Consider the following 22,652-nt stretch of genomic DNA (forward strand, 5'->3'; position numbering starts at 1 on the left):
CATCATGCATCAGCCCGCGCGGGGCGGACAAACCCCTGCCCGACGCCGTGGCAGGCGATCTGACGGTCCGTCACTCCGGCGGCCCGGCGGGCGCGCCGCCGGGGTTCCGCACTATGGCCGGATCCGGGTTTCGTCGGGGACACATCAGGGTCATACGATAAGACCAGCATTGGTGTTAACGCTCACATTCCGGACGTCTCCTGCTGGGAAGCGTCAACGATCGGGAGACAGTCCAGTGACTCAGTACGGCAATCAGCATCCGAGCCGCCGCAGCATACTGAAGGTCGCCGGCGCGATCGGGCTCGGGGCCGGCGCGATCGCGGTCACCGGCACGACCGGGGTCAGGGCGGCCCTCGCACCGGCCGCCCCCGCAGCGGCGTTCGCCCACCCCGGGCTGCTGCACGCCCAGGCGGACCTCGACCGGATGGCCGCCAAGGTCGCGGCCAATGCCCAGCCGTACCTGGCGGGCTGGCAGCGGCTGACGGCCAACCGGCACGCGCAGAGCAACTGGAAGGCCAACCCCCAGGACACGATCTCCCGGGGAGCCGACAAACCGCAGAACGTCCAGGTCCTCTTCAACGACGTCCACGCCGCCTACCAGAACGCCCTGCGCTGGCGGATCAGCGGCGACCGGGCCAACGGCGACGCCGCCCGGGACATCCTCAACGCGTGGTCCGGCACACTGAAGCAGATCACCGGCAACGCCGACCGCTTCCTCGCCGTCGGACTCCAGGGCTATCAGTTCGCCAACGCGGCCGAGCTGATGCGCGGCTACCCCGGTTTCGACCTCGACCGGTTCAAGACCATGATGCTCCAGGTCTTCTACCCGCAGTGCGACAGCTTCCTCCACGACCACAACGGCTCGTACATCACCAACTACTACGCCAACTGGGACCTGGCCATCCTCTGCTGCGTCTTCGCCATCGGCGTCCTCTGCGACGACCGGGCCAAGGTCGACCAGGCCGTCCAGTACTTCCGCAAGGGGGAGGGCAACGGCGCGCTCCAGCACGCCATCCCGTACCTCCACCCCGGCGGCCTGGGACAGTTCCAGGAGTCCGGCCGCGACCAGGGACACACCATGCTCGACGTCGCCCTGATGGGCACCCTGTGCGAGATGGCCTGGAACCAGGGCATCGACCTCTACGGGGAGGACGACAGCCGCTTCCTCAAGGGCGCCGAGTACGTCGCCAAGTACAACCTCGGCGAGGACGTCCCGTTCACCCGTCTCACCTTCCAGCAGGGCGCGCCCGGCTCCTGGTCGAAGACGGTGGAGCACACCCAGGTCTCCCCCGACAGCCGGGGCGATCAGCGCCCGATCTGGGCGTTGATCCAGAACCACTACGTCAACCGCCGCGGCCTCTCCGCGCCCTACTCCACGGCCATGGCGGCGAAGGTCGGGACCGAGGGCGGCGGTGGCGACTACGGTCCCAACAGCGGCGGCTTCGACCAACTCGGCTTCGGTACACTGGCGTTCACCCGCGACAAGGCCAAGACCCCGGTGGCGCCGCCCGCGCCGGCGGGAACGTCGGCGGGGACGTCAGCGCCGCAGGGATCGCCCACACCGACGGGAACGCCGGAGGGATCGCCGACGGGAACGCCGACAGGAACGCCCACGCCACAGGGATCGTCCGCGTCGACGGGAGCATCGACCGGAACGCCGACGCCGCACGGATCGCCCACGCCGGCCGGATCGCCGGCGGGCGCCGCGGGCTACGCCCCCGCCTCGGCTTCGCCGCAGCCGACCGGGGGCTCGGCCACGGGCCCCGGCGCCTCCGGCTCGAACGGCCTGATCCCGTTCGGCGGCGCGGCACTTCTCGCCATCGGCGGCGGCGTGCTGGGCCTCCGCGCCCGGGCCCGGCGCAAGGGCGGCGCGCACCGCGCCTGACCCGGCCGCGAAAGACGGGCCGAACAAAAGGAGGAACCCCAGCCGACACCTCGGCTGGGGTTCCCTGTTGTCTGATCGGGAGCGGCGGCCGGCCGGCCGCCGTCACCTCAGGCGAGTTCCGCCTCCTCCCGCTGTCGCGGCAGGGAGGCTTCCGGGCCTCCGCAGGCGTGCGTCCGCCGGTCGTACTCCACCTGGTGCGCCTGGATCTTCTCCGTGTTGGCGACGGTCCACGCGTGCAGTTTGCCGAAGGGCTCCCGCAGGGATTCGCCGAGCGCGGTGAGCGAATACTCGACCCCGACCGGCGAAGTGGGCAGCACCCGGCGTGCGATCATTCCATTGCGCTCCAGACGGCGCAGGGTCTGGGTCAGGACCCGATGGGTAATTCCGTCGATACATCGCTTGATCTCGTTGAACCGCCGTGGCTCGTCGAGAAGCACCATGACCACCATCGACCACTTGTCGGTGAGCTGGTCGAGGATCGGGCGACTGGCACAGTCGGACCGGTAGGCAGGGCGTTTCGTAGTCATAGTCCCCCCACAATCACGGGGCACAACAGCAGCCCTGCGGGGATGGGGGCATCCCGGGATGTGCGTCATTGTGCGTGATGTGCGTGATTCGTCTGTTATACGTGGCGCTGGACCATCATGTTCATGGCGCCAACAGGGTGTCAATCCCTGTAAATTAAAACCTTCTTTGCCAAAGTCCGGCGTCAGGCGGCCGCCCGCAGCCGGCCCGGCAGCGCGAACAGCAGGTCGTACAGCGGCCGGCCGGTGCCGTGCCAGATGGACAGCGAGTAGACGCTGATCGGGTAGTCGACCCAGCGCGGCGGCGCCCAGACCGTGCCGCGCACGACGTCCCCCTGATGGCTGGCGTCGAGACTCGACGGCACGTCGCCGGCGGCGACGAGCAGGTCCCAGCCCCGCCTCGGCACGGCGAACTCCGCCTCGACGAGTTCACCCCGCAGGCTCGCGCGCAGGATCGTCGTCGCCGCGATGTCGAGGCTCAGCGCGCTGTCGACCAGCATCCGGTCGACCTCGTGCCCGGCGTCGGCCAGCCAGCCGCACAGGTGGTCGACGGCCGCGTTGAGCAGGTCGGCCGTGGCGCGTTCGGTGCGCACCGCGCGGCAGAGCAGCGCCTGGTAGTGGACCTCCTCGGGCACCACGACCTGGTTGCCGATAACCGTCCGCAGCAGCCCCATGTCCAGGGTGGACGGGTCCCGGTAGACGGCGCCGACATCGCGGGCGACGGCGCGCATGAACGGGTCGGCGCAGTCGTCCAGCATGAACGACCAGAGTTGCCGGCACAGCTCGACCATGCGAACGCCGGTGGTCGCGTGGAGGACGCGGAGCGCGCAGCGCAGCAGGATCTTCTGGAAGAGCGTCATGGACACCCGGAACTCCATGCCGCGCACCCACTCCTCGGCGGTCATGGAGCTGTGCTCGACGACCACGTCCGCGATGAGTTCGGGGTTGGTGATGTCGGCGGGCATCCAGCGGGTCCGCAGGCCCTGCTCGTCCTTGAAGGCCTCGCGCGAGTAGTCGGTGTTGTTCAGCAGCAGCAGCGGGTAGATCACCGGGGATCCGCCGGCGGTCAGCACCTCCTCGATCCCGTTGAGGTACTTGTCGAAGGTCTCGCCGGGCAGGCCCCAGATCAGGTCGGTGTAGGTGGGGACGTCGAGTTCGCGGAAGCGGGCCAGCAGCCGGCGGTAGTGGTCGGTGCGGATGTTGGCGCGGTTGGCGATCTTCAGCACGTCGGCGTCGAAGGACTGGGCGGACAGCGTGATCGCACCGGTCAGCTCGGCGGCGTGCAGCATGCTCGCGATCTCCACGATGCGCTCGTTGCCGTTCTTCGCCCAGTTGGTGCTGACGATCATGCGCTTGCCGTAGCGCCGGCTGAGCTCCACGATGTGCTCGGCGATCTGCCGGTCGCGGCCGAGGATGCCGAAGTTGGCGTCCGCGATGAAGAGCGTGGCGTCCTGGGGCATCAGCCGGATCAGCCGGTCCAGCTCGGCGAAGATCCGCTCCAGGTCGAACTGGCGGACCTTGGAGTTGGTCGCGCCGCCCCAGTAGCAGAAGGCGCACCCGTACGGGCAGCCCCGGTTGGTCTCGTAGACGATCATGGACGAGCCGGTGATCTCCTCGTCGGAGTAGACCGGGGTGAGGATCGGCGAGACGACCTGCTCCAGGTCGGTGATGCGGTCCGCGTCCAGCGTGGTGACGACGGAGCCGTCCTGCCAGTAGCTGATGCCGGGTACCGCGGCGAGGTCGCCGTCGGTCAGGAAGGTGTGCAGCAGGTCGCGGAAGCGCAGCTCGCCCTCGCCGTGCACCAGCACGTCCAGCCAGGGCGCCTCGGCGAACAGCGGCTCCTGCTGGTAGCTGACGTCGTTGCCACCGACGACGACGTGGCAGTTCGGCCAGCGCTCCTTCACCTGGCGGGCCAGCTCCAGGGACTGGGCGCGGTTCCAGAAGAACACGGTCAGCGCGACGACGAACGGCTCGTCCCAGGTGTCGAGCAGTTCCTTGGTGGCCTGCTCCCCGCCGCTCTGCTCGCGCACGCTGATCCGGAAGTCACAGGCCGCGTCGAGCCCCGGGTCGGCGATCGCGGTCGCCTTGAGGTATCCGAGGGTGACGCTGTACCGGACGCCCTGCATCGCGGTGAACTCGACGAGTTGGACGGTTCTCCGCCGGTCGGGCGCCGGCGTCGGCTGCCCGGCGGCGTCGGCGACTGCGTCGGGGGTGTCGCTCAGGTCCAGGGTGAAGGTCATGACTACACATCCATTTGACTGTGCCGTTCACCTCGGCGCAAGGTCCCGGCTATTTCAGACTGCCAGCGGATTGCCACATTTCCAGCACCGTACACCGGCGTCAATAACGCACTCCGGATGCCGTAGGTATCTCCGAGGATACCGGGAAAGATGAAAGCTCCATTTAAGTCGCTTCCCGAATGCCGGTCGTTATTGACACGGCACCCCGGGCCCGATGTAGCGTCGGCGACGAAACACCCGGTGGCACGCCGACCAGGCCCCGGAGTGCTCGGGTGGCGAACCCCCGAGATTCACCTGGTGGAAATCCGGCTGTTATAGGGAGTGTGGTAGCGGTGCGCTTCGGGCTTTCATTTCTTCCCGACTGTACGCCGGAGACAAAATCTCCGCAAAATTATTTCAGCGACGCGCTGGAGTTGTCGGTACAGGCGGAGGAGGGCGGTCTGGATTCGGTGAAGATGACCGAACACTACCTCCACCACTACGGCGGGTACTGTCCCAGTCCACTGGGGTTCCTCTCCGCGGTGGCCGCCCGGACGAGCTCGGTCAGGTTGATCACCGGATGCGTCCTCCCGGTCTTCCACCACCCGATCCAGCTGGCGGCGGAAGCCGCGCAGGTGGACGCGATCAGCGGCGGCCGGCTCGACGTGGGGTTCGCCCGGGCGTACCTGCCCGACGAGTTCGACGCGCTGGGCGTGGAGATGGACGAGAGCGTCGACCGGTTCCGCGAGACCATTCGCGCGGTGCGGCGGATCTGGACCGAGGAGAAGGTCACCGAGGAGACACCGTTCTTCTCCTACCGCGACGTGACCGGCCTGCCCCGGCCCACCCAGCAGCCGCACCCGCCGATGTGGGGCGCCGCGGTACGCACGCCGGACAGCTTCACCTGGCTGGGCACGGAGGGGCTGGGGCTCCTGATCACGCCGATGCTCTCGCCGCACGAGTTCCGTGACCAGCTGACCCTCTACCGCGACGCCTTCGAGGCGGCGCACGGCGGTACCGGGCTGCGGCCCCGGGTCACGGCCAGCCTCCCCCTGGTGGTCGCGGAGACCGACGAGCAGGCGGAAGAGATCGCCGAGACCTACCTACGGCGCTACCTGGACGTGTGGGCGGAGGCGGTGAGCCCCTGGGACCGCAGGGAGTCCTCCGCGTACCGCGGCTACACCGGATTCGGCTGGATGCTCCGCAACCTGCCGCCCACCAAGCTCTACACCGAAGGCGGCGCGATCGTCGGATCGCCGGCCACGGTCATCGAGCGCATCCGCGCCTTCAACGACCACATCGGCGGGGTCGACCAGATCCTGTGGCAGGTCGATTTCGGCGCGATGCCGCTCCCCGAAGCTCGGCAGACCCTGGCGCTCTTCTGCGACCAGGTCCTGCCGGAGGTGAAAACACTCTGACCGTCGACGCCGGCCCCGTTGTGGGCGGGGCCGGCGCCGACCCTGACGACAGGAAGGGAGGTGAATGACATGGAGGACTTCGACAACCTGGTGCTGGAGGACAGCGCCTTCGAGCTGGTCGACCTCGGCGAGGTGGTGCCGGCTTCGGTGACCGCCGGCTACGGCCTCACGGAGCTGTCCGCTTCGAAGGGTTCCAGCAGCTGCTGCTGCTGCTGCCCGTGCTGCTCCTGCACCTGATCCCCGGTGCTCGACGCCGCGATACACACGCTCGCACAGGACGGAGAAGGAGGTGAATGACATGGAGGACTTCGACAACCTGGTGCTGGAGGACAGCGCCTTCGAGCTGGTCGACCTCGGTGAGGTGGTGCCGGCTTCGGTGACCGCCGGCTACGGCCTCACGGAGCTGTCCGCGTCCGGTGGCGCGAGCAGCTGCTGCTGCTGCTGCCCCTGCTGCTCCTGCACCTGATCCGGTGCTGCTTTCCGGCACATGTGCTCTAGCCGGTGCGTGTTTGTCCAAGGGGACCGGGTGGCTCTCGGTCCTCCCTGCTCGCCAATCGTCAATGAGTTCGTAAAGAAGCAAAGAAGCGGTGGTCAGTGGTCATGGGAGTCGATGTCGAGCGGGTACGGCCACGACTGCGTGGGGACGTCTACGTCATGCGCGTCCCGGAGGGTGCGTACATCCGCAGCAACCTGGGCGGATCGATGCTCAAGGGCGCGTCCACCTACGAGTTCATCCAGCGGATCGCGCCGCTGCTGGACGGCACCAGGACGCTCGGCGAGCTGTGCGCCGCCGCGCCGGAGCCGAGCCGCGCCTCGCTGGCGAAACTGATCCTGCTTCTGCTCGGCAAGGGCTACGTCAAGAACGTGCTGGACGACCGTCCGCACACGCTGTCCGGCGAGGTGGCCGCCGCCTACGCGGCCAACGTCTCCTTCATCGAGTACTTCACCGACTCCCCCGAACTCCGCTTCGAGACCTACCGCGACAGCTCGATCGTGCTGGCCGGATCCGGCCCGCTGCTCCAGGCCCTCGCCAACTCCCAGCTGCGCGCCGGTGTGCGCACCGTCCCGCTCGTCCCCTTCGGCGAGTCGCCGTTCGACCGCGACCGCGTCGCCGAGCACCTGGCCGCCTCCCACGCGCAGGACCCGGAGCAGCGGATCGTCTATCCGAACCCGGACGCCGACACCGAGCGCCTCGACGAGGTGACCGCGGACGCCGCCATGGTGCTGCACGTCGCCGACCGCCCCATGATCGAACGCGCCCGGCTGCTGCCCGCCGCCGCGTCCGCCGCCGGTGCCGCCTCCGCGCAGGCGGTCGTCTCGGGTGACGAGGCGTGGATCGGCCCGGTGATCGGCCGGGGCGACGACGCCACCGCGTGGGAGTCGGCGTGGCGCCGCCTGTGCGCGCTCACACCGGACGTGGTCGGCGCGGACCTGCGGGACCACCCCGAGGTGGCGCCGAGCGAGTTCCTGCGCGGCCCGACCGTCGCCCTGGTCGCCAACCAGCTCTGCTTCGCGGCGTTCCGCCACCTCACCGGCATCGACGACGGCACCGGGGCGAACCACCTGGTCCGCTTCGACCTGGAGACGCTGGAGACCTCGAAGCACGCGTTCCTGCCGCACCCGCTCGCCCGGCCCGTGGTCCCCGACGACCCGGCCAGGACGGCCGCCCTGGCCGCCGCGGCGCCCGTCGACGACGAGGAACTGGCCCGCCGTGCGGTCGAGTTCGTCGACCCGCGGACCGGTGTCTTCGCCGAGGTCACCGAGCGCGACTACGAGCAGCTGCCGCTGTTCGTCAGCGAGGTCGTGGTCTCCGACCCGGTCGGCCTGGCCGGCGGTCCGTTCCCGGTCCACGGGTGCGGCGAGACCGTGGTCGAGTCGCGCCAGCGGGCCGTCCGGCACGCGGTCGAGCGCTACGCGGCCGTCATGGTCGACTCCCGCAAGGGCGACCGGCTGCACGGCCTGGACGTGCTGACCGGCGAACCGGTCGCGGTCGACGCCGCGGAGGTCTTCCCCGCCCGGACCGCGGCCTCCGGCCAGGACTGGGCCGACGCCGTGCGCGCCGCGGTGGTCGCGGCGGCCAACGACCAGGTCGCCGCCGCGCTGTCGGCCGCCACCGAACCGCTGACGCGACTGGACCTGAACGGTGCGGAGCTGACCGAGCGCGCCGCGCGCTACCGGAAGCTGCTGGCGATCGTCGGCGAGTCCTTCGAGGTCCACGACCTGTCCGGGCTGCTCGGACTCCCCACCTTCGCGTTCAGCACCCCGGCGGGCACGGTCGCGTACGCGAGCGACCTGGACGCCGCCGTGGCGCTGGAGCAGGGGCTGGAGCTGACCCTGCTCGCCTACCAGGCCCGGGCCACGGAGCAGCCCGGCTACGCGCCGGCGCCCGTGCCCGAGCTGCCCGCGGCGCTGCGCGGGCCCGCCACCGAGGGCGCCGCCGGGGCACTGCCCCGTTCGGTGACCCTGGAGGAGGTCGTGGCCCGGCTGACCCGGGACGGCGGCCGGGTGGTCGCCGTCCCGCTGGACCACGACGCCTCGCTGGCCCGACTCTGTCCGTTCGTGGTGCGCGCCGTGGTCCGCCATGGCTGACCAGCCGCAGGTGCTCCTCGAACCGCACCAGGTGGTCGTCGGGCCGTGGGCGCCAGGCTGCCCCGAGTGCCTGCGCACCCGGCGGGCCGCCTGCGCCTCCCCCGAGCGCGCGGCCGAGCTGGCCACCCCGGTGCCGGAGCGGGAGCTGCCGAGCTTCCTGGCCGACACCGTGGCCGGGCTGGCCGAGGCCCCGCCCGGGGCGCGGCGGTACCGGATCGTCGACACGGCCACGCTCGCGCTGTCCCGCCACGCCTTCCTCGCCGATCCGCACTGTCCGACGTGTTCGGTGGTGCCTGCCGACACCGAGCGGGGCGCGGAGCCCGTCCGTACGGCGCGGCCCAAGCTGTCGCCCGGGTCGAGCCGCGTCCGCCCGCTGGACCAGGAGGCGCTGCGGGCGACGTACCTCGACGAGCAGAGCGGCCTGATCCCCTCCGTCACCTCCTACACGGAGCACGCGTTCCCGTTCACCGGGGCCGTCCTGGCCGTACCCGGCGCCTCCTCCGTGGAGCCCGCCGGCTACGGCCGCACCCGGGACTTCGCGTCCGCCTGGTCGATCGCGGTGGCCGAGTCGCTGGAGCGGCTCGCCGCGTACGCGCCGAGCAAGCGCACCGGCGTCCGGGCCGGCTACGCCGAGGTGGCCGAGGCCGCGATCGACCCCCGCTCGCTCGGCCTCTACCCCGACGACCGGTATCTGATCCCGGGCTTCCCGTACCGGCGGTTCACCGAGGACGCGGTGACCGACTGGGTGTGGGGCTACTCCTTCGGCCAGGGCCGGCCGGTGCTGGTGCCGGAGGCCTTCGTCTACTACCGGAAGCCGACGCCCGCCGGTGAGCCCAGGTTCGCCAGCGAGATCTCCAGCGGCTTCGCGCTCGGGGGCTGCTACGAGGAGGCCGTGCTGCACGGCGTGCTCGAAGTCGCCGAACGCGACGCGTTCCTGATGGCCTGGTACGGCCGGACGCCGCTGCCCCGGATCGACCTCGCCACGGTGCCCGACCGGCGGATTCCGCTGGTGGCCGAGCGCATCGAGCGGCAGGGGTACCGGGTGCACGTCTTCGACAGCACGCGGGAACACGGGATCCCGTCGTTCTGGACGCTCGCCGAAGACATCAGCGGCACCGGACGGCCCAGGGCCGTCTCGACCGGCGGCAGCGGACTGCGTCCGGCCGAGGCGATCCTGGCCGCGCTGCACGAACTGAGCCAGACCGTCGAGTACGTGACCGTCCTCGCCTTCGATCCCCGGTGGAGCGAGCGGGCCCGGTACCTGGCCGACCACCCGGACGAGGTCGTGTCGATGGCCGACCACCTGCTCTGCGCGGCGAATCCGGGCACCTTCGACCGGTACTCCTTCCTGCTCGACGACCCGGTGACCTCGACCTGGCAGCAGGGACTCGAACGCTGGTACTGGCCGAGCCACGCCGATATCGGCGCGGACCTCGACGAGTCCGTCCGGCGCTTCGCGGCGGCCGGCATGGACGTCGTCGCCGTCGACACCACCTCCATGGAACAGACAGCGGGAGGCTTCAGATGCGTCAAGGTGATGGCACCGGGTTCGGTGCCGATGACCTTCGGACACGCGGCCCGGCGGGTGACCGGACTGCCCAGACTGTCCGAGGTGCGCAATCCGCACCCGCATCCCTTCCCGTGACCGGGACAGCCGTGACCGGGACCGGGACCGTGACCGGGACAGCCGTGATCGAGGACGCTGTGACCGAGCAAGGGGCCGGCGTGGGCCGGGAGTTCCTCCGGCTGAGCCTGGAGGACCTCGCCGAGGCGATGGAGACCCGGCAGTCGGAGTACGCCAACCCGGACGAGCCGCTGAAGTTCAAGATCTACCGGGGCCGGCCCCGACGCCCGCTGACGACCGGGGTACCCAGGGAGCTGACCGGCGTCGAGGCGCTCGACGAGTCGGCGCTGTCGACGCTGCTGCGCTACGGCTACGGCATCTCCCGGCAGGAGTTCGACACCAACGGGACCTGGCCGTACCACCGGATGGTCGCGTCCGCGCGCTGCCTGTTCGCCGTCCAGCTGTACGTGTGCCTGGCCGACGGCCTCTACCACTACGACGCCCCGCACCACGCGCTGGTGCTGCTGCGCGAGGGGGACCACCGGCAGCTGCTGACCCGGGCGACCGGGACCGCCGGCGCGCCGCCGGAGGCCGTGTTCGTGCTCTCCGGGCTGTTCTCCAAGGCCGCCTACATCTACCGCGACTACGCCTACCGGCTGTGCACCCAGGAGGCCGGACTGCTCACCGGGAACCTCGACCTGGTCGCGCGCTCCATGGGCCTGCGGGCCGACGTGCACCACCAGTTCCTCGACGAGCCGGTCAACAAGCTGCTCGGGCTCGACCCCGACGAGGAGCCGGCGCTCGTGGTCCTGCCGCTCCACCTCGCCGATACCGGAGACACCGGAGACACCGGAGACGCCGGAATTCGCCGCGCCACGGCCGTGGAGACGGCGGCGGCCCTGGCCGCGACCGTCGACCCGATCGAGCCGGAGGTGGTCCGCAGCGGACTGGCGGTCGTGCGGGCCTGTCCGAAGCTGACGGCGGTCAACCGCGCGTCCTTCCGCACCGACACCGCGGGCTTCGCGGCGGCCGAACCGGCCGTACCCGCCGTGGCCGCCGTGGCCGGCGCCGAACCGCTCGCCCTGCCCGCGACGGACATCCCGGAGCCGAACCTGGCGGAGGTGCTGCGCACCCGCGATTCCGGCCCCGGCATCTTCCGGCCGGTCGCCTCGCGGGTCGACGGGGTCGAACTGTGGGCGCGGCTCGCCCGGGCCCGCACCCGGGTCAGCAGCGACGCCGTCCCGGCGGGCGCGCCGGTGCCGCTGGAGATCTTCCTGACCGTCGGCGACCTCACCGGCATACCGGCCGGCTGCTACCGGCTCAACCAGGACACCGGCGCACTGCACCCGGTCCGCCGGGCGGATCCCGGCGTGGACGCCCTCACCGCGATCGAGCGCGTCACCATCCCCGGGCCGGTCTTCCAGGACATGAACGCCGTCGTCCATCTCGTCGTCGACCGCGACTGGGCGTTCGACACCTTCGGCGACCGCGGCTACCGGGTCATCAACCAGGAGGCCGGGCTGCTCGCGCACCGCGTCTGCGTCGCGGCCGGGGCGCAGGGCCTCTCCGGCCGGATCGTCAACGCGTACCACGCCGAGGGAGTGCGCGCGGCGCTCGGACTCACCGAGCAGCGCCACACCCCGGTCTTCCAGATCCTGCTGGCCAGGACCGGACCGGGCGGTCGCATGATCGTTCCCGTCGAGCCGGAAGCGGTGAAGTGATGGACAGGCTGCAGGAAGCCGACCCCGTTTCGGGGCCGTACGTGCCCGAGCTGGAGCGGTACGTGCCCGGCCCGGCCGCGGTCGTCCGCCTCGCCGGCAGCCCGGTCGCCGCGCTGGACGGCCTGCGGTGCGCGGGGAGCTGGCGCACCGCCACCGCCCTGGTGCGGCTGCGCGCCGAGATCGCCACCGCGGCCGACGCGCTGTCGGAGCTGCTGCACGCGGCGATCGGCGCCACCGGCGACGGCGAGCTCAAGGCCGAACTCGTCGCCGTGCGCAGGGCCGTGCACCGATGTCGCCGCGTCGACCCGGCCCGGCTGCTCGACGTCCCCGCCGAACTGGCCGCCCCGGTCCGGGACTGGACGGCGCTGCTGGCCGAACGCGACCGCCTGCTGGCGGCGCTGCCGGAGCACCTCGAAGAGGACTGGGCGGCGAGCTACGACGCCCTGCTCGCCGCCGCCCGGCTGCCCGCGTTCCAACTCGGTCTCGTGCACGCCAACCCGGACGTGTTCCTGGCCCTGCGGAAGTGGTTCGACACCGGCCGCGCACCGCAGCGCCAGACCGTGCTGCGCCTGGCGCAGTACCTGGCCCGTTCGGCGGCGAAGACCAGCCCGTACTCCACCTTCACCAGCAGCGGCCTGGCCGCCTGGGGCGGGGCCGAGTCCATCGTCGAGTCGGCCGTGGGGCGGCCCGCCGCGGTGACCGCGACCGAGGTCAGCGTCGGATCGCTGCACCGGATCGCGCGCGCCGTCTGCGAACGCCCGGAGCTCGTCGGCGGCTGCCGGATCCGGATCAACCCCAGCGCCACGGCCGTCGACGGCGCCCTGCTGTTCCTGGGCCGTCGGCCGGGCGAGTCCGTGCACACGCTCGCGCTCACCCCGACCCTGCGCCGGGTGCTGGACCTGACCACGCCCGAGCGCACCTTCGACGACCTGCGGGGCGCGCTGCTGGCCCTGGCGGCCGACGGGAACCAGGCCGGCGGGCAGCAGGCCGAGGGGAACCGGGCCGATGGGCAGCAGACCGACAAGAAGCAGGCCGGCGGCAACCAGGTCGACGGTTTCCTGCGCCGGCTGGTGACGCTCGGCCTGCTGGAGCTGGTCCCGCCGCTCGCCGACCAGTCCGCGGACCCGGTCGCCGACCTGCGCGCCTGGCTGCACGGGCGCCGGCAGCCCGGCCTGGAACGGCTGGACCGGACCCTCCAGGAGATGGCCGAGGCGCTGTCGAGCTACCCGACGATCACCGAACCCGGTGACCGGGTCGCCGTCCGCGACGCCGTGGTCCGCGGGCTGGACACCGCCCTGCGCGAGGTGGGCGACCACGCCCACGCCCACAACCCGAAGATGGCCCAGGAGTTCGCCCGGTACAGCTTCTACGAGAACGCCGTGCACCCCGGCACGACGGCCGTGCTGGACGGCGCGCGCTGGCGGCCGCTGCTGGACGACCTGGACGCGGTACGCACCCTGCTCGGCCTGATCGGTCCCGACCTGCCGTTCAAGCTCACGCTCGGCTCGCTGTTCCGGAGCAGGTACCCGGCCGGCGCGCGGATCCCGCTGCTGGCGTTCTACCGGGACGTACTGGCCGAGCAGTCCGCCGGCGCCGACCCGGGTCCGGCCGGGCGCGGGTCGTTCCTGGCGCACAGCCGGTTCGCCGACGCGGACAGCCCGGTCGAGGCCGTCCGCGAGCTGCACCGCCTGCGCACCGCCGTCAAGCGGCTGCTGGGCGAGCGGACGCCGGACCCGGACGGCGTGGTCCGCGTCGACCCGGACGAGGTGCGCAAGCTGGCCGGGGAGTGGCCGGACTGGGTCCGCACCCCGACCTCGCTCGCGGTCTACTGCCAGCTCGCCCACGCCGCGCACGGCCCGGAACTGGTGGTCAACAGCATCGGCTGCGGCTTCGGCCGAGGCCGCAACCGGGTCCGGCAGATCCTGGACGTGCTCGACCTGCACGCCGACGTCCCGGACGAGCCGGGGCTGGCCGCGGAGCGCGACGGCGTGCTCTTCGCCGAGTTCGAGGCCGTGGCCCGCTCCGCGGTCAACGTCAGGAAGCCGGGCGTCCGACTGGTCGTCGACTACCCCGGAGTCCGCAGTACCCGCGAGGACGACGACCGGCTGCCGGTCAACGACCTCCACGTGGAGTGCGGCGAGGACGGGCTGCCCGTACTGGTGTCGGGGCGGCTGGGCCGGCGGATCTGCCCGGTGCACCCGGGCCTCGGCGCCGACCGGCTGCTGCCGCCCGCCGCGCGCTTCATGATCGAGGCGTTCGGCGAGTCCAACACCTGGTTCGGTGCGCACACCGAGCTCAGGATGACGTCGGACCCGCGCGCGGACGACGGCGTGTTCCATCTGCCCCGGCTGATGGTGGGCCGCGTGGTGCTGCGCCGCGCCATGTGGATGACCCGCGCGGACCGGCTGCCCCGGCGGGCCGACGCCGCGACCGGCGCGGCCTGGATGCTGAAGACGGCCGACTGGCTGGCCCAACACGGCATCCCCGAGCGCTGCTTCGTCACCGTCCTCGACCCGGCCTCCCTCGGCCAGGGCGACAACGGCCAGGGCGAGGCCGGCCGGGCCGAGACCGGCCGGGGACCGAGCAACGACACCAAACCGAACTACGTGGATTTCGCGAGCACGCTGCTGCTGCTCGGTCTGGAACGCCGGCTCGCCGAGCCGAACGCGATCGTGCAGATCAGCGAGATGCTGCCGGACCCCGGCCACGTCCGCGGCGAGCACGTGGCGGAGTACATCGTGGAACTGAACGAGCCCGGAGTCACCTATGTCTGAGATGCCCGAGATGACCGAGACCCCTGACGTGCCTGACGTGTCCGACGTGTCCGAGCACAGTTGGGTCAGCGCCCACCTCTTCTACCACGGCGACCAGGACGCCGTGATCGTCGGCGTGGTCAAGCCCGCCGTCGAACGGCTGGGCCGGGCCGGACTGGTCGACGGCTTCTTCTTCCTCCGCTACTGGGAGGGCGGCCCGCACGTCAGGCTGCGCTTGCGCACCCGGCCGGAGCACGTCCAGGAGGTCCGTTCGGTCGTCGAGGAGAGGGCCGCGGCGTTCTACCTCGCCTCGCCGTCACAGTCCGAGCTGACCGAAGAGGGCTACGCGGAGTCCGCGGCCGCGCTCGCCGCGCTGGAGCGCATGGCCGACTACGACACGGTGCTGCACCCGGACAACTCGGTCGCGTTCATCGACTACACGCCCGAGACCGAGGTGTTCGGCACCGGCCGGGCGATGGAGGCCGTCGAGCGGCAGTTCATGGCGTCCAGCGTGCTGGCGGTCGAACTGATCGCCCGCGGCCGGACCCCGGGACAGCGCGCCATGGACGCCTTCGCCATGATGGCCGCCAACCGTACGGTCTTCACCGGTATCCTGCCCGAACTCGCCTACCAGGCGCGGTTCATGGTCGAGAGCGGCGGTTCCGCGGCGGAGCTGCTGGGATCGGCGGACTTCGAGCGGCACTTCGAGGCCAACAAGGCCCAGCTGCGCGCCGGCCTGGAGACGGTGTGGGCGGCGACCAGGGGCGTGGCGCTGCCGGAGGCGTCCGTGGCGAGCGGCTGGCTGAAGACCGTACGGGACGCCAACGACACCCTGGTCGAACTGGAGCTGCTGGGCCGGCTGGACGCCTACCCCGACTTCGAGGCCCCGGCCGACGTGCTGCAGCACATCAACCACCTGGTCCCGCAGCTGATCGTGGAACGGTGCACGCACCTGATGTGCAACCGGCTCGGCATCAGCCTGGCCCAGGAGTCCCACCTGCGGCTGCTGCTGACCAGGACCGCCTTCGACCTGTGCGCGGCGTGAGCCCGATGAGCGACGAGGCGACCCGCTACCAGGACAGCGTCCACACGCCGACCGAGGTGGCGAACCCGGAGGCGTACCCGCCCAGGCTGGTCAAGAGCTACCCCGGCGCGCCGCGGCACCCGCTGCCCTGGCCGCCGGAGAAGTCCGCGCACCGGCTCGGCCGGCAGCTCGCCGAACTCGGCGGCATCACCCGGTCCCAGTGGCTGACCCCGCTGGACATGCTGCCGTTCACCGACGGCTTCGAGTCCATCCCGGACGACGACCCGCTGCAGTGGCTGGTGACCCGGCGTCCGACGCCCTCGGGCGGCGCCCGGTACAGCGCCGAGTGGTACGTGATCGCCGGGCCCGACTCGGAGGTGCCCACCGGCGTCTACTACTACGACCCGGCCCGGCACGACCTGGTGCGCCTGCGCTCGGGCGACTACCTGGGCCGGGTGGCGGCCCGGCCGGCCACCACGGTCCTCGTGCAGACCAACGTGTTCTGGCGGCTGGCCGCCAAGTACGGCGAGATGTACTACCGCCTCGCCTGCCTGGAGGCCGGGATCCAGGTGGCCCAGGCGCTGGTGGTCGCGGCCGAGGAGGACCCCACGGCCCGCCTGTGCTTCCCCGACGCCGACCTCACCGAGCTGCTGGGGCTCGACCCGAGGGCGGAGGGGGTGCACGCCGTCGTCGAGCTGGTCGCACCGGTGCCCGCCGCGTTCGAGGGCCCGTCACTGGCCGCCTTCCCGCGCGCCTTCGCCGCCCACGCGTCCGTGCTCAGGCAGAGCCGGCCCGCCCCGGAGCCGCTGGCGCCCGCACCCGCCCCGGAACCGCTCCCCTCCGAGCCCGACGGGGAACCGCTGCCGTCCGCGCCCGCCGGGGAGGGCGAGCGGATCAGCCTGCCGCATGCGGAGGTGGACCTGAAGGCCGGCACCCGGACCAGGCACGCGGCCGTGCGCGGCTTCAAGGCCGAGACCATGTCGATCGGCGCGCTGGCCACCATCCTCACCGCCTACGGTCGGCAGCAGAACTGGGACCTGCCGGCGAACCTGGTCGAGTTCTACTGCGTCGTCGCCGACGTGTCCGGCGTCCCGGACGGCGCCTACCGCTACCTCCCCGAGGAGCACCAACTGGAGTTGGTCGGCGAGGGCGACCCGCGCGGACGGCTGCGCGAGGCCGCGCTGGCCGCGCTGACCCAGCAGGGCGCCCGCACGGCGAACCTGTGGCTGCTGCCGGTGGGGGACGCCGAGGCGGCCGAGGAGCGGTTCGGTCCCCGCTGGTACCGCGTGCAGCAGGCGGCCGCCGGTGGCGCGCTGCACCGGGCCTGCCTCGCCGCCGCGGCGATCGAGGTGGCGAGCCGGGTCCACAACGACGTGCTGACGCACCTGCTGGACGCCTGGCTCGGCCTGGGCGGGCGGAAGCGGAGCCTGCTGGTGGCGCAGCTGGGCACCGAGCACCCCGCCGGGCCGCGCCCCGAGTTCCGGCTGACCTGGTGAGGGGGAACGGCTCGTGAGCGACACCGTAGTGAGCGAAACCGTGGGCGACACCGTACTGAGCAACACCGTGCTGGGCGGCGGCCTGCTGGCCGACGCCATCGCCCGCCGCCCGCCGTCGACGCCCGTCGTGGTGGTGGCGCGCGACGGCTGGGACACCGGTGACTGGGCCGCGGCGCACGACCGGGGCGAGCCCTGGCTGCCGGTGTGGACCGAACTCGACCGGGTCGTGATCGGCCCGCTGGTCCGGCCGGGCCAGCCCGGCTGCGCCTGGTGCGTGCAGACCTGGCGGGCCGCCGCACCGCAACGCGCGCCGTGGACGGCCGAACTGCGCGCGGAGGAGCGGATCGCGACCAGCCCGTCGGCCTGGCTGTCCGGCTTCGCCGCCGAGGCCGTCCGCGAGGTGCTGGACTCGGGCGCCGCCGCGGACTGCTGCTGGTACCTCGACCTGCGCGACCTGTCGCTGACCCGGCACGGCTTCCTGCCGGACCCGCTCTGCGCGGTCTGCGGCGACCGGCCCGAGGACACGGCCGCCCGAGCCGCGATCACCCCCCTCCCCCGGCCCAAGCCCCGGCCCGGCTCCAGCCGGATCCGCGCGCTCTCCGAGGCCCGGCTGACCGAGCTGTACGTGGACGCCGAGACCGGGGTGGTCGCCCCGCCGCGCGGCATGCGCGACTCGATGGTCCCGCTGACCGAATCGGTCCTGGCCGAGTACGGCTACCGGGGCGAGGCGGGGTTCGGGCGCACCCGCGACTTCGCGTCGAGCCGGGCCACCGCGGTCGCGGAGGCGCTGGAACGGCTCGGCGGCCAGTGGCCCTGGGGCAAGCGGACCACGGTGCGCGGCAGTTACGCGGACCTGGCCGAGCACGCCCTGGACCCGCGGTCGCTCGGCCTGCTCGCCCCGGAGCGCTACCTGGAGCCGGACTGCGCCTACCAGCCGTTCACCGAGGACGCGGTGGTGGACTGGGTGTGGGCGTACTCCTTCCGCCAGGCCCGGCCGGTGCTCGTACCGGAGACCCACGCGTACTACCGGACGCAGTTCCAGCCGGGGGCCCGGACGGAAAAGCCGTTCACGTTCGAGATCTCCAACGGCTGCGCGCTCGGCGGCTGCGTCGAGGAGGCGATCCTGCACGGGATCCTGGAGGTCGTCGAGCGCGACGCGTTCCTGATGACCTGGTACGCCCGGCTGTCCGTACCCGAGGTGGACCTCGCGCGGGCACCGGATCCGCGCATCGGGCTCCTGGTCGAACGCATCGAGCGCACCGGGTGCCGGGTGCGGGCCTTCGACATCACCCTGACCGAGGGGATCCGCGCGTTCTGGGTGATCGCGCAGGACACCACCGGTGACGGCACCCGGCCGAAGGTCAGCTGCACCAGCGGCTCGGCCCTGGACCCGGTCGCCGCCGTGCTCACCGCCCTCGGCGAACTGGCGCCCATCGTCGAACAGGAGCAGTCCCGGTACCCGGCCGAAGCCGAACGGGCCCGGCGGATGGTCGCCGACCCCGAACTGGTGCGGATCATGACCGACCACTCGCTCTGCGCCGCGACGCCGGAGGCGTTCGACCGCTGGTCGTTCCTGCTCGACGGCGACCGGGTGATCGGCTGGGACGAGGTGATCGCCCGCAGCCCCTGGCCGCTCCACACCGACCTGCGGGACGACCTGGACCTGGCCGTCGACCGGATGCTGGCCGGCGGCATGGACGTGGTGGTCGTCAACCAGACCTCGCCCCTGCACGAGGCCGCCGACCTGCACTGCGTGAAGGTGATCGCGCCCGGCTCCCTGTCCATGACCTTCGGCCACCGCAACCGGCGGACCACCGGGCTGCCCCGCGTGCTGGAGGTGCCCCACCGGCTCGGCCACGCGCCGCACCCGCTGACCGAGGCCGACCTCAACCCCCACCCCCACCCGTTCCCATGACCGCCCACGCCACCACCTTCGGAGTACGCGTCGCGGGCCTGCCCGCAGACGCGGTCGAGCGCCTGGTCGACCAGCGGCTGCGGCGCGAGCTGGTCGCGCTCTCCCGCACGGCAGCCGAGCTGACGGCCGACGCGGCGGCGCTCTCCGAGCGCTGCCACGCCGTGATCGGCGCGCTGGGCGAGCCCGCGGCCAAGCCCAAGCTGGTGGCGCTGCGCCGGACGGTGCACCAGTTGCGCGACCCGGCCCGGCTGCTCGCCGAGCCCCGCACCGCCGCCGCGCTCGGCGCCGAACTCGCCTCGGACATCGCCGAGTTCGGCCATCGGCTGGTCCGGCACCGGGCCGACCGGGCGCGGCTGCCGGCCGTACTCGCCGAGGCGACCGGGGCCGTCGACGCCGGGCTGCGCGAGCTCGGCGCGGATCCCCGCTTCGACCAGGGCCTCGCCCACGCCAGCCCCACCCTGTACGACGTGCTCGGCCGCAGGCCCGGGCGGCAGGAGCTGATCCGGCTGGCCGTCTACGCCGCCCGGGCCGCCGTCAAGACCAGCCCGTTCAGTACGTTCACCGCGAGCGGCCTCGGCCGGTTCGTCCCGGACGGGCCGGCGCTGCGCTGGGCCACGAACGAGCCGGCCCGGTCGATCGTCGAACTCGACCTGTCGGTCCTCACCCCGCTGGCCGCCGGCGCGACCGAGCCGACCGTCCGGGTCAACCCCAGCGCGCGTGTGGAGGCCGGCACCGTCCGCTTCCTCGGCCCGGCACCGGCGGAGGAGATCCTCACCCTGCCGCTGACCCCGCCGCTGCGGCACTGCCTGCGCGCCGCCGCCGGCCGCCCGACCCTCGCCGCACTGGCCGCGGGCTTCCCCGCGCCGCCGGAGCGGGCGGCCGGCTACCTGCGCTCACTCGTGGCGAGCGGACTGCTCCTGCTGCAGCCGGGCGAGTCGGACTTCGACGAGCACGGCATCGATCCGCTGGGGCAGTTGGCGCAGCGGGTCCCGACGCTGGCTCCGCTCCGGGCGGACCTGCGCGCGTACGGCGAGGCGAAGGGAGCCGACCGGGTCGGGCTCGGGGCGGCGCTCCACGAGCGGCTGAACGGCCTCGGCATCACCGGCAAGCTGCGGGACGTGGTGACCGAGCAGTCGGTCGTTCCCGGCGTCGTGGTCGAGGCGGGTCTGCCGTCCTGGCAGGGCGCGCTGGACGATCTGGCGCTCGCCTGCCGGCTGCTCGCCGTCTTCGACAGCACGCTGCCGTTCAAACTGGCGGTCGCCGCGTTCATCCGGGAGCGCTTCGGCCCGGAGGCACCGGTGCCGTTCGACCGGTTCTACGCCGAACTCCTCCGCGACGGCCACGAGGCCAGACGGCTGCACCCCGCCGCGGTCGCCTTCGACATGACCGGGCTGACCGCGACCCTGGCGGCCAGCCCGGTCGCGGAGGTGCGCCAGCTGGTGGACCTGGTCGCCGAGGTCCGGCGCGCGCTGCCGGACCGGCGGCGGATCGCGGAGGTGCTCGACACGCTGCCGGCCTGGGTACGGCCGGTCGGCTCGGTCGCCGTGTACGCCCAGCGCGACGGCGAGGAGCTGATCGTCAACGCGGTGAACTCCGGCTTCGGCCGGGCCCGGTCGCAGGTGCGCCGGCTGCTGCGCCATGTCGCGGACGACCCGCTCCCGGTGGACACGGTGCACCCGGGCACGGTGACGTACGCGGAGTTCGCCCAGACCCTGGCCACCTCGCTCAACCAGCGCGAGCCGGTGCTGCCGGACCGGCTCGACTACCCGCCGCCCGCCCGGCTGACGGTCGGCCTGGACGGCGACGGGCTGCCGGCCCTGTTCGACGGCGGATCGGTGGTCCGCCCGGTCCACGGCGGGCTCTCCTACGAGCGGCAGTTCCCACCGGTCATGGCGCTGCTGGTCGAGGCCTTCGGCGAGAATCCCCTGCTGCTGCGCCCCGACCAGCCGTTGCGGCACGACGCGGGCACCGGGAACGGGCAGGGCCGCGTCCTGCACGCGCCGCGGCTGAGCATCGGCCACGTGGTGCTCCGGCGGGCCACCTGGGTGGCCCAGCCGGGGACCCTGCCGCGCCGCGCGGCCGGTCAGTCCGACGCGGACTTCCTGCTCCTGCTGACGACCTGGCTGACCGAGTACGGCCTCCCCCTGCGGTTCTTCGTCTCCGTGCTGCCGACGGGCGTCGTCGCGGACGGGTCGGTCGCGAGCGACCGCAACCGCAAGCCGATGTACGTCGACATCGGATCGCCGCCCCTCGTCCTGGCCTTCGAGCGACTGGCCAGGGATCCGGCGAGCGCGGCGGTGTTCCAGGAGGTCGCGCCCAGGCCCGAGGCCGCGCTCACCGATCACCAGGGGGTGCCGAGGGTGACCGAATACGTCATCGAGCTCAACTGCCGAGGAGGCCAGGAATGACAGAGACAGTGACCGAGACAGCGACCGAGACCCTGTGGCGCACCGTGAACGTGTTCCACCACGACGGCGACCGCACCGACCTGCTGCTCGACGCGGTCCGCCCGTTCATCGCCGAGGTGGCCCCCGCGGCGCGCCGGGTGTACTACCAGCCGCACTGGCGGCGCGGGCCGCACGTCCGCATCCCGATCGAGGCGAGCCCCGAGGTCTTCGAGGAGGTCGTCGCGCCGGCCGTGGCCGGCGTGCTGGAGCCGTACCTGCGGGCGCGTCCGTCGACGGTCCTGCTGGACGAGCGGGCCTCGTACGCCGAGCACGTCCGGCTGGCCGAGCAGGAGTGCGAACGCGGGCCGCTGACCCCATGGGCGCCCAACAACACCGTCGAGACCGAGACTTACGACCGGCGCCAGTACGTGCTCGGCGGACCGGCCGCCGCGGACCTGCTCGCCGACTACTACGTCGACACCACCGGCCTCGTCTTCGACATCCTCGACTGGATCCGCGACGGCGGCTCGAAGATGGCCCTCGGGGTGGACCTCTTCATCGCGGCGGCGCACCGGTTCCTCCCGCCGGTGACCTACGGCTACATGTCCTACCGCGGCCACGCCGACGCCTTCCTGGCGAAGAGCCCCGACGGCCTGCGCACCCGCTTCGACCAGGTCTACGAGGCCAACGCCGAGACCTTCCGGCGGCGGCTCGTCGAGATCACCGGGGCCGCCGACTACCACGACGTGGTGCCGTTCAGCGACCTCCTCGACACCCTGCTCCGCTACCGCAACCAGGCCGACGGGCTGATCGGGACGGGCGAGCTGGCGCTCGACACCGACCCGAACGGCGACCCGGAGGCCTGGGGTTCGACCTGGAGCGCCTGGTCGGACCGGAGCGCGTTCCACCAGGTGCTCGGCGGCCACCGGGCGGCGGCCGACCAGCTCGGCGGCTGGAGCACCTTCAAGCGGTACCGGGTCGTCCTCAACTGGATGTACCTCAACATGTACCGGCTCGGCATCGGCGAGCTGGAACGCAATCTGATCTGCCACGTGGTCTCCCGGGCCGTCGAGGACGTGCACGGGGTGACCGCGATGGACCGCATCGAGGGCCTGATCGGGTTCGTCGACAGCGGCGGCCGGCTGTGACCGGCCCGA

15 protein-coding genes are annotated in these 22,652 nt (G+C 72.4%); 13 read left to right on the top strand and 2 right to left on the bottom strand.

Features of this window, described 5'->3' with window-relative positions; all coding sequences use genetic code 11:
• The first annotated feature begins 235 nt into the window (after positions 1-235).
• Entirely contained in the window at positions 236-1,885 is a 1,650-nt protein-coding gene (locus ACFP3U_RS24285; RefSeq protein WP_380227757.1) for an alginate lyase family protein, read from the top strand.
• 107 nt (positions 1,886-1,992) lie between these two features.
• On the opposite strand, the gene ACFP3U_RS24290 is transcribed toward ACFP3U_RS24285, so the two are convergent.
• Both ACFP3U_RS24290 and ACFP3U_RS24295 read right to left on the bottom strand, forming a co-directional pair.
• On the bottom strand, positions 1,993-2,412 hold the full coding sequence (locus tag ACFP3U_RS24290; RefSeq protein ID WP_380227758.1) for a winged helix-turn-helix transcriptional regulator: 420 nt from the start codon (positions 2,410-2,412) through the stop codon (positions 1,993-1,995).
• A 182-nt stretch (positions 2,413-2,594) separates the two neighbouring features.
• Positions 2,595-4,649: a radical SAM protein gene (locus ACFP3U_RS24295; RefSeq protein ID WP_380227759.1), complete on the bottom strand. Its 2,055-nt coding sequence runs from the start codon at positions 4,647-4,649 to the stop codon at positions 2,595-2,597.
• A gap of 332 nt (positions 4,650-4,981) precedes the next feature.
• Here ACFP3U_RS24295 and ACFP3U_RS24300 point away from each other — a divergent pair, with 332 nt between their 5' ends.
• The 12 genes from ACFP3U_RS24300 (at position 4,982) to ACFP3U_RS24355 (ending at position 22,643) form a co-directional block, all read left to right on the top strand.
• Entirely contained in the window at positions 4,982-6,046 is a 1,065-nt protein-coding gene (locus ACFP3U_RS24300; RefSeq protein WP_380227760.1) for an LLM class flavin-dependent oxidoreductase, read from the top strand.
• Positions 6,047-6,115: 69 nt separating this feature from the next.
• On the top strand, positions 6,116-6,283 hold the full coding sequence (locus tag ACFP3U_RS24305) for a thiomuracin/GE37468 family thiazolyl RiPP peptide (protein ID WP_380227782.1): 168 nt from the start codon (positions 6,116-6,118) through the stop codon (positions 6,281-6,283).
• A gap of 61 nt (positions 6,284-6,344) precedes the next feature.
• Positions 6,345-6,512, top strand: a complete 168-nt coding sequence (locus ACFP3U_RS24310; RefSeq protein ID WP_097239504.1) for a thiomuracin/GE37468 family thiazolyl RiPP peptide — start codon at positions 6,345-6,347, stop codon at positions 6,510-6,512.
• Positions 6,513-6,646: 134 nt separating this feature from the next.
• Positions 6,647-8,635, top strand: coding sequence for a hypothetical protein (locus tag ACFP3U_RS24315; RefSeq protein WP_380227761.1), 1,989 nt, complete (start codon positions 6,647-6,649; stop codon positions 8,633-8,635).
• A complete protein-coding gene (locus ACFP3U_RS24320; protein ID WP_380227762.1) occupies positions 8,628-10,280 on the top strand; it encodes a TOMM precursor leader peptide-binding protein in 1,653 nt (550 codons plus the stop codon). The genes ACFP3U_RS24315 and ACFP3U_RS24320 overlap by 8 nt, the downstream gene beginning before the upstream one ends.
• Positions 10,281-10,309: 29 nt before the next feature.
• Positions 10,310-11,920: a SagB family peptide dehydrogenase gene (locus ACFP3U_RS24325; RefSeq protein WP_380227763.1), complete on the top strand. Its 1,611-nt coding sequence runs from the start codon at positions 10,310-10,312 to the stop codon at positions 11,918-11,920.
• Positions 11,920-14,694 (top strand): lantibiotic dehydratase, encoded by a 2,775-nt coding sequence (locus ACFP3U_RS24330; protein WP_380227764.1) that lies wholly within the window; start codon positions 11,920-11,922, stop codon positions 14,692-14,694. The genes ACFP3U_RS24325 and ACFP3U_RS24330 overlap by 1 nt, the downstream gene beginning before the upstream one ends.
• A gap of 10 nt (positions 14,695-14,704) precedes the next feature.
• A complete protein-coding gene (locus ACFP3U_RS24335) occupies positions 14,705-15,718 on the top strand; it encodes a lantibiotic dehydratase C-terminal domain-containing protein (protein ID WP_380227765.1) in 1,014 nt (337 codons plus the stop codon).
• A gap of 5 nt (positions 15,719-15,723) precedes the next feature.
• A complete protein-coding gene (locus tag ACFP3U_RS24340) occupies positions 15,724-17,193 on the top strand; it encodes a nitroreductase family protein (RefSeq protein ID WP_380227766.1) in 1,470 nt (489 codons plus the stop codon).
• A gap of 13 nt (positions 17,194-17,206) precedes the next feature.
• Positions 17,207-19,108 (top strand): TOMM precursor leader peptide-binding protein, encoded by a 1,902-nt coding sequence (locus tag ACFP3U_RS24345; RefSeq protein WP_380227767.1) that lies wholly within the window; start codon positions 17,207-17,209, stop codon positions 19,106-19,108.
• Positions 19,105-21,516 carry a lantibiotic dehydratase gene (locus ACFP3U_RS24350; RefSeq protein ID WP_380227768.1) on the top strand — a complete coding sequence of 804 codons (2,412 nt, stop codon included), beginning with the start codon at positions 19,105-19,107 and terminating at the stop codon, positions 21,514-21,516. Before ACFP3U_RS24345 ends, ACFP3U_RS24350 begins: the two co-directional genes overlap by 4 nt.
• Positions 21,513-22,643 (top strand): thiopeptide maturation pyridine synthase, encoded by a 1,131-nt coding sequence (locus ACFP3U_RS24355; protein ID WP_380227769.1) that lies wholly within the window; start codon positions 21,513-21,515, stop codon positions 22,641-22,643. Before ACFP3U_RS24350 ends, ACFP3U_RS24355 begins: the two co-directional genes overlap by 4 nt.
• Positions 22,644-22,652 lie beyond the last annotated feature (9 nt).

Source organism: Kitasatospora misakiensis, from assembly GCF_042656005.1.
GTDB classification, from domain to species: domain Bacteria; phylum Actinomycetota; class Actinomycetes; order Streptomycetales; family Streptomycetaceae; genus Kitasatospora; species Kitasatospora misakiensis.

Coding starts and splice junctions, on each gene's coding strand:
- ACFP3U_RS24310 (WP_097239504.1), top strand. CDS start 6,345: ATGGAGGACTTCGACAACCTGGTGCTGGAGGACAGCGCCTTCGAGCTG.
- ACFP3U_RS24290 (WP_380227758.1), bottom strand. CDS start 2,412: ATGACTACGAAACGCCCTGCCTACCGGTCCGACTGTGCCAGTCGCCCG.
- ACFP3U_RS24340 (WP_380227766.1), top strand. CDS start 15,724: ATGAGCGACGAGGCGACCCGCTACCAGGACAGCGTCCACACGCCGACC.
- ACFP3U_RS24330 (WP_380227764.1), top strand. CDS start 11,920: ATGGACAGGCTGCAGGAAGCCGACCCCGTTTCGGGGCCGTACGTGCCC.
- ACFP3U_RS24355 (WP_380227769.1), top strand. CDS start 21,513: ATGACAGAGACAGTGACCGAGACAGCGACCGAGACCCTGTGGCGCACC.
- ACFP3U_RS24305 (WP_380227782.1), top strand. CDS start 6,116: ATGGAGGACTTCGACAACCTGGTGCTGGAGGACAGCGCCTTCGAGCTG.
- ACFP3U_RS24315 (WP_380227761.1), top strand. CDS start 6,647: ATGGGAGTCGATGTCGAGCGGGTACGGCCACGACTGCGTGGGGACGTC.
- ACFP3U_RS24320 (WP_380227762.1), top strand. CDS start 8,628: ATGGCTGACCAGCCGCAGGTGCTCCTCGAACCGCACCAGGTGGTCGTC.
- ACFP3U_RS24295 (WP_380227759.1), bottom strand. CDS start 4,649: ATGACCTTCACCCTGGACCTGAGCGACACCCCCGACGCAGTCGCCGAC.
- ACFP3U_RS24350 (WP_380227768.1), top strand. CDS start 19,105: ATGACCGCCCACGCCACCACCTTCGGAGTACGCGTCGCGGGCCTGCCC.
- ACFP3U_RS24335 (WP_380227765.1), top strand. CDS start 14,705: ATGACCGAGACCCCTGACGTGCCTGACGTGTCCGACGTGTCCGAGCAC.